Source organism: Variovorax paradoxus (assembly GCF_000834655.1).
GTDB lineage: Bacteria > Pseudomonadota > Gammaproteobacteria > Burkholderiales > Burkholderiaceae_C > Variovorax > Variovorax paradoxus_F.
In genome coordinates this window covers 14,860-33,489 of the sequence record NZ_JXQQ01000015.1, presented here as the reverse complement: position 1 = coordinate 33,489, position 18,630 = coordinate 14,860, and the positions used below count along the sequence as shown (strand labels likewise).

Here is an 18,630-nt window from a genome sequence, read left to right as displayed (position 1 = left end):
CCGGTTCGCGGCGCTACTTGCCGGCCGCGGGCGTTGAAGAGCCGACCGACGCGTTGAGCGCCTTGATCACCTTGTCGGTGATGTCGTGCTTCGGATTGATGTAGATCGCTTCCTGCAGGATGGCGTCGTACTTTTCAGCTTCGGCCACCTGCTTCACGACGCGGTTGGCGCGTTCGTAGACCTGCTGGAGTTCTTCGTTCTTGCGCGCATTCAGGTCTTCCTGGAATTCGCGGCGGCGGCGCTGGAACTCGCGATCCTGGTCGATCAGCGCCTTCTGGCGCGTCGCGCGCTGGCTCTCGGAGATGGTCGGCGCTTCGCGCTCGAACCGCTCCGAGGCCGTCTTCAGTGCGTCGCCCTGCGCGGTCAGGTCTTTTTCGCGCTTGAGGAACTCGGCTTCGAGCTTGGCTTGGGCCGCCTTGGCCGGTTGTGCTTCACGCAGCACGCGGTCCGGATTCACGAAGCCGATGCGAAAGGTTTCCTGCGCCTGTGCAGGCGCAGCGACGATCGCGAAAGCTGGAATCAACAGCGCGCCAGCCGCGGCGCGAATCAAATGCTTCATTTAGAAAGACGTTCCGATCTGGAATTGCAAGCGCTGAATTCTATCCTTCGGGATCACGATGAAGCCGGTGGCGGGGTCCAGCACTTCCTTTTGGGACTTGACGGGGATGGCGTAGGCAAGGCGCAGCGGGCCGAGCGGCGAGATCCAGCTGATGCCGAGGCCGACCGAGGCACGCAACTTCTTCTGCGCCTTGTACTGCTCGTCGGTGAGGCCCGGCGCGCGCGACCCGAAGACATTGCCCACGTCGAAGAAGCCGTACAGACGCAGCGTGCGGTCGTTGCCCGCACCCGGGAACGGCGTGCTCAGCTCGGCGTTGAAGACCGCCTTCTTGGTACCGCCCAGTGCAGCGCCTTCGGTCTGGCCGATCAGCGGCACATCGCGCGGACCGAGCGAGTTCTGCTCGAAACCGCGGACCGAACCCAGGCCACCCGCATAGAAGTTCTTGAAGATCGGGTAGACCTTGCTGCCAAGCGCCTTCGCGTAGCCCACATCGCCGTTGATGGCGAAGGTGTACTGCTTGTTGATCGCGAAGAACTGCTGGTACTGGTAGTTCGTCTTGAAGTACTGCATGTCGCCGGCGACGCCGACTTCGAGGTTGGCGCGCTGCAGACGGCCGGTGGTCGGGATCAGCGCGCTGTCTCGGCTGTCGCGGCCCCAGCCGACAGTGAGAGGCACGCCCCAGACGCTCTTCTGGTCGCAACCGGTCACGAACAGGCCCGTCGCATCCTTTTCGCACTGGAAATAGCGAAGGTAGGACGGCGGCGTAAAGAGCCCCGAGAAGGACGTCGAAGTGTTCGGATCGAACGCATACCGCTCGAGCCCGACGCCGAAGAACACGGTGTCGACTTCGCTGAACGGCACGCCGAAACGAATGGACGCGCCCTGGTTGACCAGCTTGTAGTCGCCATCGATGTTCGTCGAATACGGACGCGTCGTCGTGTGATAGACGCTGATCGTGCGCGAGATGCCGTCCTTCGTGAAGTACGGGTCGGTGGTTGTGAGCGACAGCGTACGGTTGTACTTGCTGGTGTTGACCGATACGCCCAGGAAATTGCCCGAGCCGAACACGTTTTCCTGCGAGATGCCGAAGGTCAGCGCGACCTTTTCAGCGCTTGAATAGCCGGCACCCAGTTGCAGGCTGCCGGTTGGCTTTTCAGCCACGTTGACGGTCAAGTCCACCTGGTCGGGCGAGCCAGGAACTTCCTGGGTCTCGACGTTCACTTCGGTGAAGAAGCCCAGGCGGTCCACGCGGTCGCGCGAGAGCTTGATCTTGTCGCCGTCGTACCAGGAGGCTTCGAACTGGCGGAATTCGCGGCGAATCACTTCGTCGCGGGTCTTGTTGTTGCCACCGACGGACACGCGTCGCACGTACACACGGCGCGAAGGCTCGGCCTGCAGCGTGAGCGTGACGCGGTTGTTGACGCGGTCGATATCTGGCACGGCCTGCACACGGGCGAAGGCATAGCCGAAGGTGCCGAAATAGTCGCTGAAAGCCTTGGTGGTCTCGGTGACCTGTTCACCGTTGTAGGCTTCGCCTGGCTTGATCGTGATGAGCGACTTGAACTCGTCGTCGCGGCCAAGGTAGTTGCCGTTGAGCTTGACGCCCGCCACCACGAACTTCTCGCCTTCGGTGATGTTGACCGTGACCGACAGGTCCTTGCGGTCCGGGGAGATGGCGACCTGCGTCGAATCGATGCGGAACTCGAGGTAGCCGCGCGTGATGTAGTACGAGCGCAGGGTTTCGAGGTCGGCGTTGAGCTTGGCGCGCGAGTACTGGTTGGACTTGGTGTACCAGCTCATGAAGCCGCCGCTGTCCTGGTCGAACAGGCTCAGCAGCGTCGATTCGCTGAAGGCCTTCCCGCCGACGATATGGACTTCGCGAATGCGTGCGGAGTCGCCTTCCGTGACGGTGAACGTCAGGTTGACGCGGTTGCGCTCGATGGGCGTGACAGTCGTCACGACCTGGGCGTTGTAGAGGCTGCGGCTCACGTACTGGCGCTTGAGCTCCTGCTCCGCACGATCGGCCAGCGCCTTGTCGTAGGGACGGCCATCGGCCAGGCCGACTTCGCGCAGCGCCTTCTGCAACGCAGCCTTCTCGAATTCCTTGGCACCCACGAAATCGACGTCTGCAATGGTCGGACGCTCTTCGACGATCACCACCAGCACGTTGCCGTTCACGTCGATGCGGACATCCTTGAACAACCCCAGGTCGAACAGCGCGCGAATGGCGGCCGAGCCGCGTTCGTCGCTGTAGGTATCGCCCACGCGCAATGGCAGCGACGCGAAGATCGTGCCGGCCTCGACGCGCTGCAAGCCTTCGACGCGAATGTCGCGCACCGTGAAAGGCTCGACGGCCCAGGCTGCCGTGGCTGCGAGTGCACTGGCAACCACCGCGACAACGCTACGCAGGCGAAAGCGATTGGAGTTTTTGTTCATCTGAGAATTGAGCCGGCACGGAAAGGGCCGGACAGAAAGTTAACCAAAGAGCCGCGTGACGTCGTTGAAGAGTGCGACCGACATCATGACCAGCAACAAGGCGACACCGCCGCGCTGAAGCCGTTCCATCCAGGCGTCAGAGACGCTTTTGCCGGTCAGGCCCTCCCAAAGATAATACATCAGGTGTCCCCCATCGAGGACCGGCAGCGGCATGAGATTGAGCACGCCCAGGCTCACGCTGATGACCGCGAGGAAGATCAGGTACTGGGTCAGGCCGAGGCTTGCGGACTTGCCCGCGTAGTCGGCAATGGTCAACGGACCGCTCAAGTTCTTGAGCGAAGCCTGGCCGGTCACCATCTTGACCATCATGCGAACGGTCAATGCGGACATCTCCCACGTGCGCACCACGCCGCGCCAGACGCCGTCGACCGGGCCCTGGCGCACGGTCACCATGTCGGGCGGGGCACCGACGTAGGCGCCGATGCGGCCGACCTTGACGGCGCCCTCCTCGCGCAACTCGGGCTTCACCTGGAGCGTCAGCGCCTGGCCGCCGCGCACGATCTGCCAGGCCTGGGTGCGCGGCTGATCGCCTTCGACCGACGCCCGGATCACCTCGCGCAGTTGCTGTCCGTCATGGATCACCGTATCGCCAATGGCGCGCACCACGTCGCCCTTGCGCAGCCCCGCCTGCTCGCCGGCGCTACCGGCCATGACGTCGCCGATCTCCGGGCGCGTCAGGGGCGCGAGCACGCCGATCTTGCGGAACATCTGCGGATCCGCATCCTTGGCCTCCATCCGGCTCAACGGCAGCACCAACTGGCGCGCGGGCTTGCCGTCTTCGGCTGCCACTTCGAGCGTGAGGTCGCGGGCGTCGAGCGCGCCCTGGGTCATGCGCCAGCGCAGGTCCTCGAAGGACTGGACCGGCGTCAGATCGCCGTCGAAGCCGGCACGCGTGACGTGTTCACCGCCCCGCAAGCCCGCGGCCTCGGCCAGCGAAGCCGCCACCGGCGGCGCCAGCCTGGCAACCGGCTCTTCGACGCCGATCCAGTTGACCGCCGTGTAAAGCGCGATCGCCAGCAGCAGGTTGGCAATGGGTCCAGCGGCCACGATGGCCGCGCGCGACTTCAGGGGCTGGGTGTTGAAGGCCCGGTGCCGCTCCTCGGGGGCCACCGGCCCTTCGCGCTCGTCGAGCATCTTGACGTAGCCACCCAGCGGGAACGCAGCAATCACGAATTCGGTCTGCTGCCCCGGATGCTGGCGCTTGGGCTGCCAGCGGAACAATGCCTTGCCGAATCCGACCGAGAAGCGCTCCACCTTGACGCCGCAGGCGACTGCGACGCGGTAATGACCGTATTCGTGCACGGCGATCAGCACACCGAGTGCAACCACAAAGGCTATGACAGTGAGCATCGGGTCCTCTGCGAATGGGAAAAGTCAGGCCGCGAAACGCAGCGCCGCGGCATTGGCGGCTGCCCGGGCACTGGCGTCGAGCGCCAGCAGGTCGGCGAGCGATGCGGGCTTGGAGGGGGCGACGGTTTCCAAAGTTTCCATGTTGACCGCATGAATTCGGTCGAAACGCAGGCGCCGGTCGAGAAAAGCCTCGACGGCGACCTCGTTGGCCGCATTGAGCACCGCCGTCGTGCCGGGCGCAGCACGCAACGCATGCCACGCAAGCCCCAGGCCGGGAAACAGGGCCGCATCGGGCGCATCGAAGGTCAGCGACGCCATCTGGCGGAAATCGAGCCGCGCCGCCCCGCTCTCGATGCGCTCGGGCCACGCCAGGCCGACCGCGATCGGCACCCGCATGTCGGGCGTGCCGAGCTGCGCGATGACCGAGGCGTCGGTGAACTGCACCATCGAATGCACCACGCTCTGCGGATGGATGACGACCTCGATCTGCTCGGGCGAGACGCCGAACAGGTGGCGCGCTTCGATCACCTCGAGCGCCTTGTTCATCATCGTGGCCGAATCGACCGAAATCTTGCGGCCCATGACCCAGTTCGGATGCGCGCAGGCTTGCTCGGGCGTCACGGCGCCCAGCGAGCCGGGCGAACGGGTGAGAAACGGGCCGCCCGAAGCGGTCAGGATGATCTTGTCGATGCGCCGCGCCCAAGTGGACGGGTCTTCGGGCAACGACTGGAAGATGGCCGAATGCTCGCTGTCGATCGGCAGCAGCGTCGCGCCGCCCTCTCGCACCGTGCGCATGAAGAGCTCGCCGCCGACGACCAGGGCTTCCTTGTTGGCTAACAGGAGGCGCTTGCCGGCGCGAGCCGCGGCCAGGCACGGCCCAAGCCCGGCCGCGCCGACGATGGCCGCCATGACGGCATCCACGTCTTCGTGCGCGGCTATGTTTTCAATAGCATCCGGGCCCATCAGCACACGCGTCTTCAGGCCGCTTTGCTCGAGCTTCTCGGCCAGCAGTTCGGCGTGCGGCGCGCTCGCCATGACGGCGAACCGAGGCGAAAACTGCGCGCACTGCGCGAGCATCTCGTCCACCTTGGTCGCGGCCGACAGCGCAAATACCTCGAAGCGCTCGGGGTGCCGCGCAATGACGTCGAGCGTGCTGACGCCGACCGATCCGGTCGAGCCCAGCACGGTGACGCGTTGTTTGGGAGTGTTCACAGGAAAGCCAGCATCATGGCAATGGGAAGTGCCGGCAAGAGGGCATCCACGCGGTCGAGAACGCCGCCGTGGCCGGGGAGCAGCCGGCTGCTGTCCTTGGCGCCGGCGCTGCGCTTGATCAGCGATTCGACCAGGTCGCCCACGACGCTCATCGCCGCGAGAAACACCGCGCCGATCAGCAGCAGCCACCAGCCGCGTTCGAACAGCCGGGTATAGAGGCTGGGCACCGTGGCGCCGAAGTAGCGGTCGGCCCAAACCCAGGCAAACGCCAGCACGACGACGCCGATCATTCCGCCCCACACGCCTTCCCAGCTCTTGCCCGGGCTGATGGCCGGGGCCAGCTTGCCGCGCGTGAACTTCAGGCCGAAGGCGCGGCCCGCGAAATAGGCGAATACGTCGGCTACCCAGACCAGCACCAGAATCGACAGCAGGAAGTTGATCCCGACCATTCGGGCCTGCACCGCGGCGAGCCACGCGACCCACAGCGCGAGCAGACCGCCCACCAGGCGCAGCCCGCGCGGAATGCGGGGCCAGCCCGGCACCGCCACGCGCAGCAGTGCGGCGCCGCCGAGCACCCAGGCCGCGCTGGCCAGGGTCCACATGAGGAGCAACGGCTGTTCGAGCAGGCCCAGCCACCACGAAAGCCCGCAGAGCACCACCGTCTCGGCGCCCAGGAACAGCGACATGCCCTGTCCGTAGCCGTTCAGGCGCCCCCACTCCCACGCTGCCGCGCCGATCAGCACGAGCATCACGCAGGCGAAAGGAATGTAGTGTCGATAGAACAGCGCTGGCAGCAGGATCGCGAGCAGCACGATCGCCGTGAGGATGCGTTGTTTGAGCATGCGGGAAGTTGTGAGGTCTTCTCAGGCCGCAGCCGTCGAGACCTGTGCCGAGGTTTGGCCGAAGCGGCGTTCGCGGCTCTGGAACGCGGCGATGGCCTCGTCCAGAGCGGCCTCGTCGAATTCGGGCCAGAGCTTGTCGCTGAAGAAGAGCTCGGCGTAGGCACTTTGCCAGAGCAGGAAATTCGACAGCCGCTGCTCGCCGCCGGTGCGGATGAACAGGTCGGGGTCGGGCACGTGGGCCAGCGCCATCGCGCGGTCCATGTTCATCTCGGTCATCGGAAGGCCCTGCTCCGCGAGCTTGGCCGCGGCCTGGGCGATGTCCCAGCGTCCGCCGTAGTTGAAGCAGACGTTGAGCACGAGCCGCGTGTTGTGCGCGGTCGACTCCTCGGCACCGACCAGCCCGCCCACCAGCTTGGGGGACAGCCCAGCACGCTCGCCGACGAAATGCAGCCGCACACCATCGCGGCTCAGGCGCGGCACTTCGCGTGCCAACGCGCCCACCATCAGCTCCATCAAACCGGAGACTTCTTCGACGGGACGGTTCCAATTCTCCGAGGAGAACGCGAACACGGTGAGCACGCCCACGCCGCGATCGGCACAGGCCTTGACGCAGCGCCGCAGCGATTCGACGCCCTGCTTGTGCCCCGCCACACGGGGCATGAACCGCCGCGTCGCCCAACGGCCGTTGCCGTCCATGACGATGGCAACGTGGTGGGGAATGCGCGGCGGTGAAGAGGCCATGACAGGCCTCAAACGGCCATGATCTCCGCTTCCTTGGCCGCGACCAGGCGGTCGATTTCCGCGATATGGCGGTCGGTGACCTTCTGGATGTCGGATTCGGCGCGCTTCTGGTCGTCCTCGGACGCCAGCTTGTCTTTCACCAGCTTCTTGACCGACTCGTTCGCGTCGCGGCGCAGGTTGCGCGTGGCGACCTTGGCGGTTTCGCCTTCGTTTCGGACCAGCTTGGTCATTTCCTTGCGGCGCTCTTCGCTCATGGCGGGCAGCGGCACGCGGATCAGGTCGCCCATCGACGCAGGGTTCAGGCCCAGGTCGCTCTCGCGGATGGCCTTCTCGATCTTGGCGCCCATGCCCTTTTCCCAGGGCTGGACGCTGATGGTGCGCGAATCGAGCACCGACACGTTCGCCACCTGGCTGAGCGGCACCTGCGAGCCGTAGTACTCGACGTGGATCGAGTCGAGCAGCGCCGAATTGGCACGGCCGGTACGGATCTTGGTGAGGTTGTTCTGGAATGCGGCGAGCGACTGATTCATCTTCGCGTCGGTCGCATTGCGAATGTCTGCAATGGTCATCTCAAATACTCCTAGGCATGCACCAGCGTGCCCTCGTCCTCGCCCATCACGACGCGCTTGAACGCGCCGTTCTTGAGGATCGAGAACACCTTGATCGGCAGCTTCTGGTCGCGGCACAGCGCGAAGGCCGTGGCGTCCATGATGCCGAGATTCTTTGCGATCGCCTCGTCGAAACTGAGCGAGACGTAGCGCGTTGCGTCGGGGTTGGTCTTGGGGTCGGCGGAATAGACGCCATCCACCTTGGTCGCCTTAAGCACCAGCTCGGCGCCGATCTCGGCACCGCGCAGCGCAGCAGCCGTATCGGTGGTGAAGAACGGATTGCCGGTACCGGCTGCGAACACCACGACCTTGCCCTCTTCGAGGTACTGCAGGGCCTTGGGGCGCACATAGGGTTCGACGACCTGCTCGATCGCGATGGCGGACATCACACGGGCCACGAGGCCCTGCTTGTCCATTGCATCGGCCAGCGCCAGCGAATTCATGACGGTGGCCAGCATGCCCATGTAGTCGGCGGTGGCGCGGTCCATGCCGACCGAGCCGCCGGCAACGCCGCGGAAGATGTTGCCGCCGCCGATCACGACTGCCACCTGGACGCCCATGTTCACCACCTCGGCCACTTCCTGGACCATGCGAACGATGGTCGCCCGGTTGATGCCGAAGGCGTCATCGCCCATCAATGCCTCTCCCGACAGCTTCAACAAGATTCGCTTGTGGGCTGGGCGGGCATCAGACATGGGCAATTTCCTTTGAGTTGGCGGTGACGAGTGTAAAACGTAGCGATGAAAAAACGACGGCACGCGAGCACGCGCCGTCGTTGGAAGCCTTATGGCTTAAGCAGCGGCCTTGGCTGCTGCAACTTGCGCGGCCACTTCGGCGGCGAAGTCGTCGACCTTCTTCTCGATGCCTTCGCCCACCACGTACAGGGTGAAACCCTTGATCGAGGTGTTGGCGGCCTTGAGCATCTGCTCGACGGTCTGCTTGTCGTTCTTCACGAACGGCTGGTTGTGCAGCGAGACTTCCTTGAGGTACTTCTGCACGCCGCCTTCGATGCGCTTGGCAACGATGTCGGCCGGCTGCGGCTTCTTGCCCTCGGCTTCGGCCGTCTTGCGGTCTTCCTCGGCCTTGCCGGCGGCAACGGCGCGCTCTTTCTCGATCAGGTCGGCAGGCACGTCCGACGCCTGGATGGCGACCGGCTTCATGGCGGCGATGTGCATCGCGACGTCCTTGGCCGACGTGTCGTCGCCCTCGAACTCGACCATGACGCCGATGCGCGTGCCGTGCAGGTACGAAGCCAGCTTGCCGTTGCCCGTGAAATGCTTGAAGCGGCGGAAGCTCATGTTCTCGCCGATCTTGCCGATCAGGCCCTTGCGCACGTCTTCGAGCGTGGGGCCGAAGCCGTCTTGCTCATAGGGCAGCGCGCCCAGCGCGGCGATGTCCGCGGGGTTGTTCTTGGCGACCAGCATCGCAGCAGCATTGGCCAGGGCCAGGAAGCTGTCGTTCTTGGTGACGAAGTCGGTTTCGCAGTTGATTTCGATCATGCCGCCTGCAGCGCCGTCGACGAATGCGGTCACAACGCCTTCAGCCGTAATGCGACCCGATGCCTTGCCAGCCTTGTTGCCGAGCTTGATGCGCAGCAGCTCTTCGGCCTTTTCCATGTTGCCTTCGGCCTCCGTCAGGGCCTTCTTGCATTCCATCATCGGCGCGTCGGTCTTTGCGCGCAGTTCGCCGACCATGCTTGCGGTGATTGCAGCCATTTGTGTATCTCCGTAAATCCAAAAATCAGGTTAAAAAAAAGGGGCACCAAAGCCCCTTCTTCAGGCTCGCGAAAGAACCGATCAGGCCGAAGCGCCTTCTTCGACTTCGACGAACTCGTCGCTGCTGCCTTCGGCGATTGCCTTGACCACGTCACCGGTGGCGCTGTTGCGGCCTTCGATGATCGCGTCGGCGATGCCGCGCGCGTACAGCGTGACGGCCTTGGACGAGTCGTCGTTGCCGGGGATCACGTAGTCGATGCCTTCGGGCGAGTGGTTGGAGTCAACCACGCCGATCAGCGGAATGCCGAGCTTCTTGGCTTCGGCCACGGCGATCTTGTGGAAGCCCACGTCGATCACGAAGATGGCGTCGGGCAGCGCGGTCATGTCCTGAATGCCGCCGATGTCCTTCTCGAGCTTCTCGATTTCGCGTGAGAAGGTGAGCTGTTCTTTCTTGCTCAGACTGTCAAGGCCGGCTTCCTGCTGGGCCTTCATGTCCTTCAGACGCTTGATCGAGGTCTTGACGGTCTTGAAGTTGGTCAGCATGCCGCCGAGCCAGCGGGTGTCGACGAAAGGCACGCCGGCGCGGCGGGCTTCCGCAGCGACGATTTCACGGGCCTGGCGCTTCGTGCCGACCATCAGGATCGTGCCGCGGTTGGCCGTGAGTTGCTTGGCGTACTTCATCGCGTCCTGGAACATCGGGAGCGACTTTTCCAGGTTGATGATGTGGATCTTGTTGCGATGGCCGAAGATGAACGGGGCCATCTTGGGGTTCCAGAAGCGGGTTTGGTGACCGAAATGGACACCGGCTTCCAGCATTTCGCGCATGGTGGTAGACATTAGAAATTACTCCAAAGGTTGGGTCTAAAATCCAGCCCGTTTTGCGCTCCTTTCGAATGGAGTCACAACACCTTGATTGGGCCGGTTTGCGGATGTGTTTGGCTGGATGCAACGGGAGCCGTCGCTCGACCAGCGAAACCCAAAGAGTATAGCACGGCCGCAGCCCCTCTTTCCCCCTTGAACCGAGCCGCCCACGGCACCCGCAGCCACCCATGAACGACCTTCACGCCACCCGTCTCACCCTTCAGGCAGGTGGCTCCGATGCACGCACCGAAATGGCGCGCGCCATCGAAATCTCCCAGTCCCCGGCCTGCGCCCACGTTTTCACCCGCACGATGTTCGACGAGGCCCGCCGGGACGCTGCCCAGGCGAATCCCGACAGCAGGCTCGCCGGCCTCGCCTTCACCTCCAAGGACCTTTTCGACATCGCCGGCCAGGCGACGCCCGCAGGGTCCGTCGTCCTGTCCCATGCGCCGGCCGCCAAGGCCGACGCCGTTGCAGTGGCACGGCTCCGCGCTGCGGGCGGCGTGCCCACGGGCCGCACGAACATGAGCGAATTCGCCTTCTCGGGCGTCGGCACCAACCCGCATCACGGGACGCCCATGAACGTGAGCGACAAGGCTACCCCGCGCATCCCCGGCGGCTCGTCTTCGGGCGCGGCGATCTCCGTGGCCAGCGGCGCAGCCTTCATCGGCCTGGGCTCGGACACCGGAGGCTCGATCCGCATCCCGGCCGCGCTGAACGGCATCGTCGGCTTCAAGAGCACGGCCCGCCTGGTGCCCACCGACGGCGCGCTGCCGCTGTCGACCACGCTCGACACCGTCTGCGCCATGACGCGCTCGGTGCGCGACGCGATCACCGCGCACGAAATCCTCGCAGCGCGCCGCGTGACTGCAGGCACCGCGCCACTCGCCGCCTACAGATTGGCCGTCGTCAAGAACGTATTTTTCGACGGCATCGAGCCGGCCGTGGCTGCCACCTTCGAACGCACGCTGAAGACGCTTCGCGCCGCAGGCGCCCGCATCGATGAAATCGAGTTACCCGAACTGGCTGACCTGCCATCCATCAATGCCACCGGCGGCTTCTCGGCAGCCGAATCGCACGCCTGGCACCGCCTGCTGCTGGAGCGCAGCGGCGCGGGCTACGACCCTCGCGTGGCCCAGCGCATCCTGCGCGGCGCCGCAATGAAGGCGCACGAATACATCGACCTCATCAATGCCCGTCGCGACTGGATCGCCCGCGTCGAGACGGCGCTGGCGCCCTTCGACGCCGTGCTCTCGCCGACCGTGCCGCTCATCGCGCCGTCCATCGCCAGCGTGGCGCCGGGCGCTGAACGCGACGATGAATTCTTCCGCGTCAATGCGCTGCTGCTGCGCAATCCGTCGATCGTCAACATGCTCGACGGCTGCGCCATCTCGTTGCCCTGCCACGCCGCGGGCGAATTGCCGGTCGGCCTGATGCTGTGGCACGCCGGGCTGCATGATGACGCCGTGCTCGCCATCGCCCTGCAGGCGGAGCGGGCGCTGCAAAACCAATAGCTGTCCACGCCTCTCTCCACGGGCGTCAGCCGTCTCCTTTACCTCTGAACAATCAATGAAAATCGCGATCGTGGGCGCCGGCATCATCGGCGTCACCACCGCCTGGGAACTGGTCTCCGACGGCCATGAAGTGACCGTGTTCGAGCGCCGCGGCGCCGCGGCCGAAGAAGCCAGCTTCGCCAACGCCGGCGTTGTCGCGCCGGGCTACGTCACGCCGTGGGCCGCGCCGGGCATGCGCATGAAGGTGCTGCGCTCGCTGCTCTCCTCGCACGGCGCCATCAAGCTGCGCTGGCCGCTCGGCGCACGCGACCTGGGCTGGATGTCTCGCTGGCAAAAGGCCTGCAAGCTCGAGACATACCTGGCCAACCGCGCCCGCATGCAGCGCTTGGCCTTCTACAGTCGCACCCGTCTGCACGAAGTGAGCGAGGCGCGCGAACTGAGCTACGAGCGCAGCGACGGCTACCTCGTGCTGCTGCGCTCCAAGCGCGAGAAAAAGCTGATCCAACCCGGCCTCGAAGTGCTGCGCACAGCCGGCAGCGTGTTTCGCGAAGTCGATGCCGACGAGGCCCGCCGGATCGAACCTGCGCTCAACGCCGACACGCCACTTGCGGGCGCCATCCACCTGCCTGAAGACGAAGTCGCCAACTGCCGCCAGTTCGCGCTGCTGCTCAAGTGGGAGGCCGAGGCGCACGGCGCGCAGTTTCATTTCAACTGCGACATCGCACCGCTCAGCCGCGCGGCGCCCACCTCGCTGTCGCTGGCCAGCGGTTCGGAGGCACTGCGCTTCGACGCGGTCGTCGTGTGCGCCGGCCTGGCCTCGGCGACGCTGCTGAGGCCGCTGGGCTTGCGGATTCCGCTCGCACCGGTCTACGGGCACTCGGTCAGCGCGCCGGTCCGCGAGCCGCTCAATGCGCCGCGCAGCGCGGTGATGGACGAGCGCTACAAGGTCGCCATCTCGCGCCTGGGCCAGCGTGTGCGCGTGGCCGGCAGCGCCGAAATCGGCGGCTCGCTCGACACGATGAATCCGGCTGCGATCCAGACGCTCTACAAGGTGCTGCACGACTGGTTTCCCGGCGCGGCCACGCTGCAATCGGGCGTGCAGCAATGGAAAGGCGCGCGGCCGATGCTGCCCGACGGCCCCCCGGTGCTGGGCGCCAGCGGCATTCCCGGCGTGTGGCTCAACCTCGGGCACGGCTCGAGCGGCTGGGCGCTGTCGTGCGGCAGCGCGCGGGTGCTGGGCGACCTGATCGGCGGACGCGATCCGGGCGTCGATCTCGAAGGCCTGGGCGTCGAACGGCTCAGTCTCTAGGGCCCCACCGCCGAAGCATTTCGGGACTTGGCGGCTGCTCGACCGGCAGGTCGGGCTGCGCTGCCGGCCTGAGCTTCTGGGCGACCCACGCCAACAGCGCGGGCGCCACGAATGCAAAGAAGACAAGACAAAGCAGATCCGCACCCATCATCAGCCAACGCTGAATGAAGGACAGCCCCTCTGCCGGCAGGTCGAACCAGCGGATTACGCCCACGCCGTAGGCGACACCTGCGACCCAAGCCACATCGCGCAGCGGCACCCAGCGCTTCCGCTCCGCCAACAGGAACCCACCCCACACGACGCCCAGCAGACCGAGCGACCACGCCACGCCACCGATCCATGCCATCGTCGCAATCACGAAAAAGACGATTCCCGCGAGCAGCAGGACCAGCACCCAGCCAAGGCTCTTGAGCTTCATCCGTCGATCATAGGACGGCAAAATGCCTCGATGCACCGCATCACCTCCGCCACCGTCGCGAACCTGTTCGACATCGCGGCAACGCGCCGCATCGAACAGGCCGCAGTCGCCGCCCTGCCCGCCCACACGCTGATGCAGCGCGCCGGCCTCGCCGTGGCGCGGCTCGCGATGGCGATCGCGCCGCACGCGCGCACGATCTGGATCGCGTGCGGGCCGGGCAACAACGGCGGCGACGGCTTCGAAGCCGCGGCGCAGCTTCAGCACCGGGGCTTCATGCCGATCGTCACCTTCGTGGGCGACGAGAGCCGGCTGCCGCCCGATGCCAAGGTATCGCTGGAGCGGGCCCGCGACGCCGGCGTCATCTTTGCGCAGAAGCCGCCCGCCGAATACGAGTTGGCAATCGATGCGCTGCTGGGCATTGGATCGACCCGGCCGCCCGACGGCGTGATGGCCGATTGGCTGCGCGAGATGGATGCATCGGGCCAGCCGGTGCTCAGCGTCGATGTGCCGTCGGGACTGAATGCGGACACCGGAGTGCTGTCGGGCAGCATCGGCGCCCATCCGGACACGGTCCGCGTCTGCGTGACCTTCCTCACCCTGAAGCCCGGCCTCTTCACCGCACACGGCCGCGATGCAGCGGGCACGGTGTGGTTCGACGACCTGGCCGGCGGCAACACCGCCGAGCCTTCGACCGCGCGCCTGGCAGGCGCGCCCAAGGCACAGCTGCGCACCCACGCATCGCACAAGGGCAGCTACGGCGATGTCGCGGTGATCGGAGGGGCCTCGGGCATGGCGGGCGCCGCGTTGCTGGCCGGATCGGCCGCGCTGCACGCGGGCGCCGGCCGGGTGTTCGTCGGTTTGCTCGGCCCCAGCGCTGCGCCCGTGGACGCGGCGCAACCCGAGCTGATGCTCCGGGACGCCAGCGAGCTCGATCTCTCGGGCATGACTGCAGTCTGCGGCTGCGGCGGCGGCACGGACGTTCGCTCGGTGCTGCCACGCGTGCTCGCGACGGCCGCCGCCCTGGTGCTCGATGCCGACGCCCTCAACGCCATCGCAACCGATAGTGCGTTGCAGGCCCAACTCTCATCACGTGCGCGGCGTGGGCGACCGACCGTGATCACGCCGCATCCACTGGAAGCGGCGCGCCTCCTCGGCTGCACAGCCGGCGACATTCAGGCAGATCGGTTGGCAGCGGCCCGCCAGCTCGCGTCGCGCTTCGGCGTCGTCGCCGTGCTCAAGGGCTCGGGAACAGTGATCGCCGACGGCGGCGGCGCGCCGGCGGTGCTTAACCTGACGGGCAACGCGCGGCTTGCAACCGCCGGGACCGGCGACGTGCTCGCCGGCATGATCGGCGCCGCGCTCGCAGCACAGCGACCGGCCTTCGAAGCAGCATGCGAGGCCGTCTGGAGACACGGCCACATCGCCGACGCCTGGCCGGCCGATGCGGCCCCGCTCACGGCGGGCACGCTCGCACGCCGGGCGCCCGTCTGACAGCTTCCTAGCCGCGCCCGACGAAGGGCATCTTCGTCGCCATGATGGTGTGGAACAGCACGTTGGCTTCCAGCGGCAGGTTCGCCATGTAGAGCACCGACTGGCCCACGATCTTGACGTCGATCAGCGGCTCGATCGCGAGTTCGCCATTCGCCTGCGGCACGCCCTTGGCCATGCGCGCGGCCAGCTCGGTCATTGCGTTGCCCACGTCGACCTGACCCACGGCGATGTCGTACTTGCGGCCATCGAGCGACGCGGTCTTGGTCAGCCCTTCGACCGCATGCTTGGTCGCCGTGTACGCAATCGAGTTCGGACGCGGTGCGGTCGCCGAGATGGAGCCGTTGTTGATGATGCGGCCGCCCATCGGCACCTGCGCCTTCATCGTGCGGAACGCCTGCTGGATGCAGAAGAACATGCCGGTGAGGTTGATGTCGACGACGCCCTGCCACTGCGCGGGCGTCCAGTCTTCGAACGGGCCCGGCGGGTTGCCCACGCCGGCGTTGTTGAACAGCAGATCGACGCGCCCGTAGCGCTCGACGGTAGCCGCGAACAGCGCCTGCACCGATTCCGCATTCGACACATCGGTCGGCACCGCGAAGGCGCGCGCACCAGCGCCGGACTCCTCGGCCACCTGCTCCAGCGGTTCGAGGCGACGGCCCGCGAGGACCACGCTCCAGCCGTCGCCCAGCAGCGCCAGCGCGGCGGCCCGACCGATGCCGGTGCCCGCGCCGGTGACGATCGCGATGCGGCCCTTGTTGTTGCTTTCAACGCTCATGCTCAATGTCTCCTTCTCGGCTTGTCTGTCGTATGGGTTCCGTCGGGGTCATCCGCGGCGAGGCTTGCGCCCCTTCATCTTGTTGGCGGCCTTCTTGACCGCCGACTTGAAGGCCTGCATCGCCGACTGCGGCCCGGCGGCAACCGCGGCCGTGCTGCGGTCCGCGCGCTGATCGCTGGAGGCCGCCTCCGCCTTGTGGCGCGAACCACGCTTGGCCGATGCCTTGACAGGCACACCGCCGGAGCCGGCACCCTTGTCCTTCATGGCGCGTGCCGTGAGGTCTTCGCCCTCGCGCACGAGGCGGAAGTCGATCTTGCGGCCATCCAGGTCGACGCGGCTCACCTGCACCCGCACGCGCGTGCCGATGGCGTAGCGAATGCCGGTGCGCTCGCCGCGCAGTTCCTGGCGCATTTCGTCGAACTTGAAGTATTCGCCGCCGAGCTCGGTGATGTGGACGAGGCCTTCGACGTACATCGCATCGAGCGTGACGAAGATGCCGAAGGTCGTGGCCGCGGTGACCACGCCGCCATATTCCTCGCCCAGATGCTCGCGCATGTACTTGCACTTGAGCCAGGCCTCGACGTCGCGGCTGGCTTCGTCGGCGCGGCGCTCGTTGGCGCTGCAATGCAGGCCCGCGGCTTCCCAGGCCAGCACTTCCTTGGTGGGCGCGATGGTCGCCTTCTGCGGCTTGGTCGTCGGCGCCTTCACGCGCGAGGCCAGGCGCTTGGCCAGCTTGGCATGCGCTTCGCCCGGCGTCGGCAGCATCGGCAGCTGGTAGCGCGTCTTCGTGAGGATCGCCTTGATCACGCGATGCACCAAGAGGTCTGGGTAGCGACGGATCGGGCTCGTGAAATGCGTGTACGCCTCGTACGCCAGGCCGAAGTGGCCGCTGTTGAACGGCGTGTAGATGGCCTGCTGCATCGAGCGCAGCAGCATGGTGTGGATCTGCTGCGCGTCGGGGCGCTCCTTGGTGGCTTCGGCGATTGCCTGGAATTCACCGGGCTTCGGATCGTCGGTGATGCTGAGGCCGACGCCCATGGCCTTCAGATAGCCGCGCAGGATTTCTTTCTTCTCGGGCGTCGGGCCTTCATGCACGCGGAACAGGCCCGGGTGCTTGCCTTCGGCGATGAAGTCGGCGCTGCAGACGTTGGCCGCGAGCATCGCCTCTTCGATGAGCCGGTGCGCCTCGTTGCGCGTGCGCGGCACGATCTTCTCGATGCGGCCGGCGTCGTCGCAGATGATCTGCGTCTCGGTCGTTTCGAAGTCGACCGCGCCGCGTTTGCCGCGCTGCTTGAGCAGGGCCTTGTAGACGTCGGCGAGGTTCAGCAGATCCTTGACGCGGTCCTTGCGCTTGGCGGCTTCGGGGCCGCGCGTGTTGCCAAGGATCGCGGCCACTTCGGTGTACGTGAAGCGCGCGTGGCTGAACATCACGGCCGGGTAGAACTGGTACGCGTAGATCTCGCCGTCGGCAGCCACGAGCATGTCGCACACCATGCACAGGCGCTCGACCTCGGGGTTCAGCGAGCACAGGCCGTTCGAGAGCTTCTCGGGCAGCATCGGGATGACGCGGCGCGGAAAGTAGACGCTGGTGGCGCGGTCGTAGGCATCGATGTCGATCGCCGAGCCGGTCTGCACATAGGCGCTGACGTCAGCGATCGCGACCAGCAATCGCCAGCCCTTGCCACGGCCCACCTTGGCGGGCTCGCAGTACACGGCGTCGTCGAAGTCGCGGGCGTCTTCGCCGTCGATGGTGACGAGCGGGATGTCGGTGAGGTCGACGCGGCCCTTCTTGTCGGCGGGGCGAACCTTCTCGGGCAAGGCCTTGGCTTCGGCCAGGCATTCCGCGGAAAACTCGTGCGGTACGCCGTACTTGCGCACCGCGATCTCTATCTCCATGCCGGGGTCGTCGATCTCGCCCAGCACTTCCCTCACGCGGCCGACAGGTTGACCGAACAGCGCCGGCGGCTCGGTGAGCTGCACCACGACAACCTGCCCCACCTTGGCGGGACCGGTCGCGCCCTTGGGGATCAGGACATCCTGCCCGTAGCGCTTGTCTTCAGGGGCTACGAGCCAGATGCCCCCCTCGTGCAACAGGCGGCCGATGATCGGCTGCTCGGGACGCTCGACGATCTCGACCACGCGTCCTTCGGGACGACCGCGGCGGTCCTGGCGCACGACGCGCGCCTTGACGCGGTCCTTGTGCAACACCGCACGCATCTCGTTCGGGGGCAGGTAGATGTCTGCCTCGCCGTCATCGCGTTGCACGAAGCCGTGACCGTCGCGATGTCCTTGAACAGTGCCTTCGAATTCGTCCAGCAAGCCGCTGGAATTGACATTATTTTTGATATGATCTCCTTCTTTCCTGAAATTCAAAACGTACTTGCTTTTGCAGGTATGTGGGCCCAGATGGCGGAATTGGTAGACGCACTAGTTTCAGGTACTAGCGAGTAACATCGTGGAGGTTCGAGTCCTCTTCTGGGCACCAAGTTTAAACAGACCCTCATCGGGTCTTTCGATTCAAGCCACCGGCCTCCGGTGGCTTTTTTCTTGCCTGCTCGAGTTCGTGCCAGCATCGAACGGCTCACGAATTCCTTCGCTAAGATGAAATCGCTGCATTCGATTTGGTATACTCGTGGGCTTTCCTGAGATGCCCAGATGGCGGAATTGGTAGACGCACTAGTTTCAGGTACTAGCGAGTAACATCGTGGAGGTTCGAGTCCTCTTCTGGGCACCAAAGAC

Annotated in this window: 16 protein-coding genes and 2 tRNA genes; 5 read left to right on the top strand and 13 right to left on the bottom strand. The window is 65.7% G+C overall.

Going from position 1 to position 18,630, the window contains the following annotated elements; translation table 11 throughout:
- Window positions 1-13: 13 nt before the first annotated feature.
- The 10 genes from RT97_RS07670 to rpsB form a co-directional block, all read right to left on the bottom strand.
- Entirely contained in the window at window positions 14-559 is a 546-nt protein-coding gene (locus RT97_RS07670; RefSeq protein ID WP_042578195.1) for an OmpH family outer membrane protein, read from the bottom strand.
- Window positions 560-2,995 carry an outer membrane protein assembly factor BamA gene (gene bamA, locus RT97_RS07665; RefSeq protein ID WP_042578194.1) on the bottom strand — a complete coding sequence of 812 codons (2,436 nt, stop codon included), beginning with the start codon at window positions 2,993-2,995 and terminating at the stop codon, window positions 560-562.
- Window positions 2,996-3,034: 39 nt separating this feature from the next.
- Window positions 3,035-4,405, bottom strand: coding sequence for an RIP metalloprotease RseP (rseP, locus tag RT97_RS07660; protein WP_042578193.1), 1,371 nt, complete (start codon window positions 4,403-4,405; stop codon window positions 3,035-3,037).
- Window positions 4,406-4,429: 24 nt separating this feature from the next.
- Complete coding sequence (ispC, locus tag RT97_RS07655) at window positions 4,430-5,617, bottom strand: 1-deoxy-D-xylulose-5-phosphate reductoisomerase (RefSeq protein ID WP_042578192.1); 1,188 nt, start codon at window positions 5,615-5,617, stop codon at window positions 4,430-4,432.
- Window positions 5,614-6,459 (bottom strand): phosphatidate cytidylyltransferase, encoded by an 846-nt coding sequence (locus tag RT97_RS07650; protein ID WP_042578191.1) that lies wholly within the window; start codon window positions 6,457-6,459, stop codon window positions 5,614-5,616. Before RT97_RS07650 ends, ispC begins: the two co-directional genes overlap by 4 nt.
- A 21-nt stretch (window positions 6,460-6,480) precedes the next feature.
- On the bottom strand, window positions 6,481-7,200 hold the full coding sequence (uppS, locus tag RT97_RS07645; RefSeq protein WP_042578190.1) for a polyprenyl diphosphate synthase: 720 nt from the start codon (window positions 7,198-7,200) through the stop codon (window positions 6,481-6,483).
- Window positions 7,201-7,208: 8 nt separating this feature from the next.
- Window positions 7,209-7,769, bottom strand: coding sequence for a ribosome recycling factor (gene frr / locus RT97_RS07640; RefSeq protein WP_042578189.1), 561 nt, complete (start codon window positions 7,767-7,769; stop codon window positions 7,209-7,211).
- Window positions 7,770-7,780: 11 nt separating this feature from the next.
- Complete coding sequence (gene pyrH, locus RT97_RS07635) at window positions 7,781-8,503, bottom strand: UMP kinase (RefSeq protein ID WP_042578188.1); 723 nt, start codon at window positions 8,501-8,503, stop codon at window positions 7,781-7,783.
- A 96-nt stretch (window positions 8,504-8,599) separates the two neighbouring features.
- Entirely contained in the window at window positions 8,600-9,523 is a 924-nt protein-coding gene (gene tsf, locus RT97_RS07630; protein WP_042578187.1) for a translation elongation factor Ts, read from the bottom strand.
- Window positions 9,524-9,604: 81 nt separating this feature from the next.
- Window positions 9,605-10,360 carry a 30S ribosomal protein S2 gene (gene rpsB / locus RT97_RS07625; RefSeq protein WP_042578186.1) on the bottom strand — a complete coding sequence of 252 codons (756 nt, stop codon included), beginning with the start codon at window positions 10,358-10,360 and terminating at the stop codon, window positions 9,605-9,607.
- Between the two features lie 212 nt (window positions 10,361-10,572).
- On the opposite strand from rpsB, the gene RT97_RS07620 reads away from it, so the two are divergent.
- On the top strand, window positions 10,573-11,898 hold the full coding sequence (locus tag RT97_RS07620) for an amidase (RefSeq protein ID WP_042578185.1): 1,326 nt from the start codon (window positions 10,573-10,575) through the stop codon (window positions 11,896-11,898).
- 55 nt (window positions 11,899-11,953) lie between these two features.
- On the top strand, window positions 11,954-13,207 hold the full coding sequence (locus tag RT97_RS07615; RefSeq protein WP_042578184.1) for a D-amino acid dehydrogenase: 1,254 nt from the start codon (window positions 11,954-11,956) through the stop codon (window positions 13,205-13,207).
- Here RT97_RS07615 and RT97_RS07610 read toward each other — a convergent pair.
- Window positions 13,197-13,625: a hypothetical protein gene (locus RT97_RS07610; protein WP_042578183.1), complete on the bottom strand. Its 429-nt coding sequence runs from the start codon at window positions 13,623-13,625 to the stop codon at window positions 13,197-13,199. The two genes, RT97_RS07615 and RT97_RS07610, sit on opposite strands and share 11 nt — an antisense overlap.
- A 30-nt stretch (window positions 13,626-13,655) precedes the next feature.
- Here RT97_RS07610 and RT97_RS07605 point away from each other — a divergent pair, with 30 nt between their 5' ends.
- Window positions 13,656-15,116, top strand: coding sequence for an NAD(P)H-hydrate dehydratase (locus RT97_RS07605; RefSeq protein WP_042578182.1), 1,461 nt, complete (start codon window positions 13,656-13,658; stop codon window positions 15,114-15,116).
- Between the two features lie 7 nt (window positions 15,117-15,123).
- On the opposite strand, the gene RT97_RS07600 is transcribed toward RT97_RS07605, so the two are convergent.
- Together RT97_RS07600 and rnr are read right to left on the bottom strand one after the other, a co-directional pair.
- Entirely contained in the window at window positions 15,124-15,891 is a 768-nt protein-coding gene (locus tag RT97_RS07600; RefSeq protein WP_042578181.1) for an SDR family oxidoreductase, read from the bottom strand.
- Window positions 15,892-15,939: 48 nt separating this feature from the next.
- A complete protein-coding gene (rnr, locus tag RT97_RS07595) occupies window positions 15,940-18,210 on the bottom strand; it encodes a ribonuclease R (RefSeq protein ID WP_253278176.1) in 2,271 nt (756 codons plus the stop codon).
- Window positions 18,211-18,291: 81 nt separating this feature from the next.
- Here rnr and RT97_RS07590 point away from each other — a divergent pair.
- Window positions 18,292-18,376: transfer RNA gene (locus RT97_RS07590), tRNA-Leu, on the top strand.
- Window positions 18,377-18,540: 164 nt separating this feature from the next.
- A tRNA-Leu gene (locus tag RT97_RS07585) sits at window positions 18,541-18,625 on the top strand.
- Window positions 18,626-18,630 lie beyond the last annotated feature (5 nt).

Coding starts and splice junctions, on each gene's coding strand:
- RT97_RS07615 (WP_042578184.1), top strand. CDS start 11,954: ATGAAAATCGCGATCGTGGGCGCCGGCATCATCGGCGTCACCACCGCC.
- frr (WP_042578189.1), bottom strand. CDS start 7,769: ATGACCATTGCAGACATTCGCAATGCGACCGACGCGAAGATGAATCAG.
- rseP (WP_042578193.1), bottom strand. CDS start 4,405: ATGCTCACTGTCATAGCCTTTGTGGTTGCACTCGGTGTGCTGATCGCC.
- RT97_RS07670 (WP_042578195.1), bottom strand. CDS start 559: ATGAAGCATTTGATTCGCGCCGCGGCTGGCGCGCTGTTGATTCCAGCT.
- RT97_RS07620 (WP_042578185.1), top strand. CDS start 10,573: ATGAACGACCTTCACGCCACCCGTCTCACCCTTCAGGCAGGTGGCTCC.
- uppS (WP_042578190.1), bottom strand. CDS start 7,200: ATGGCCTCTTCACCGCCGCGCATTCCCCACCACGTTGCCATCGTCATG.
- RT97_RS07650 (WP_042578191.1), bottom strand. CDS start 6,459: ATGCTCAAACAACGCATCCTCACGGCGATCGTGCTGCTCGCGATCCTG.
- tsf (WP_042578187.1), bottom strand. CDS start 9,523: ATGGCTGCAATCACCGCAAGCATGGTCGGCGAACTGCGCGCAAAGACC.
- rpsB (WP_042578186.1), bottom strand. CDS start 10,360: ATGTCTACCACCATGCGCGAAATGCTGGAAGCCGGTGTCCATTTCGGT.
- RT97_RS07610 (WP_042578183.1), bottom strand. CDS start 13,625: ATGAAGCTCAAGAGCCTTGGCTGGGTGCTGGTCCTGCTGCTCGCGGGA.
- RT97_RS07600 (WP_042578181.1), bottom strand. CDS start 15,891: ATGAGCGTTGAAAGCAACAACAAGGGCCGCATCGCGATCGTCACCGGC.
- RT97_RS07605 (WP_042578182.1), top strand. CDS start 13,656: ATGCACCGCATCACCTCCGCCACCGTCGCGAACCTGTTCGACATCGCG.
- bamA (WP_042578194.1), bottom strand. CDS start 2,995: ATGAACAAAAACTCCAATCGCTTTCGCCTGCGTAGCGTTGTCGCGGTG.
- pyrH (WP_042578188.1), bottom strand. CDS start 8,503: ATGTCTGATGCCCGCCCAGCCCACAAGCGAATCTTGTTGAAGCTGTCG.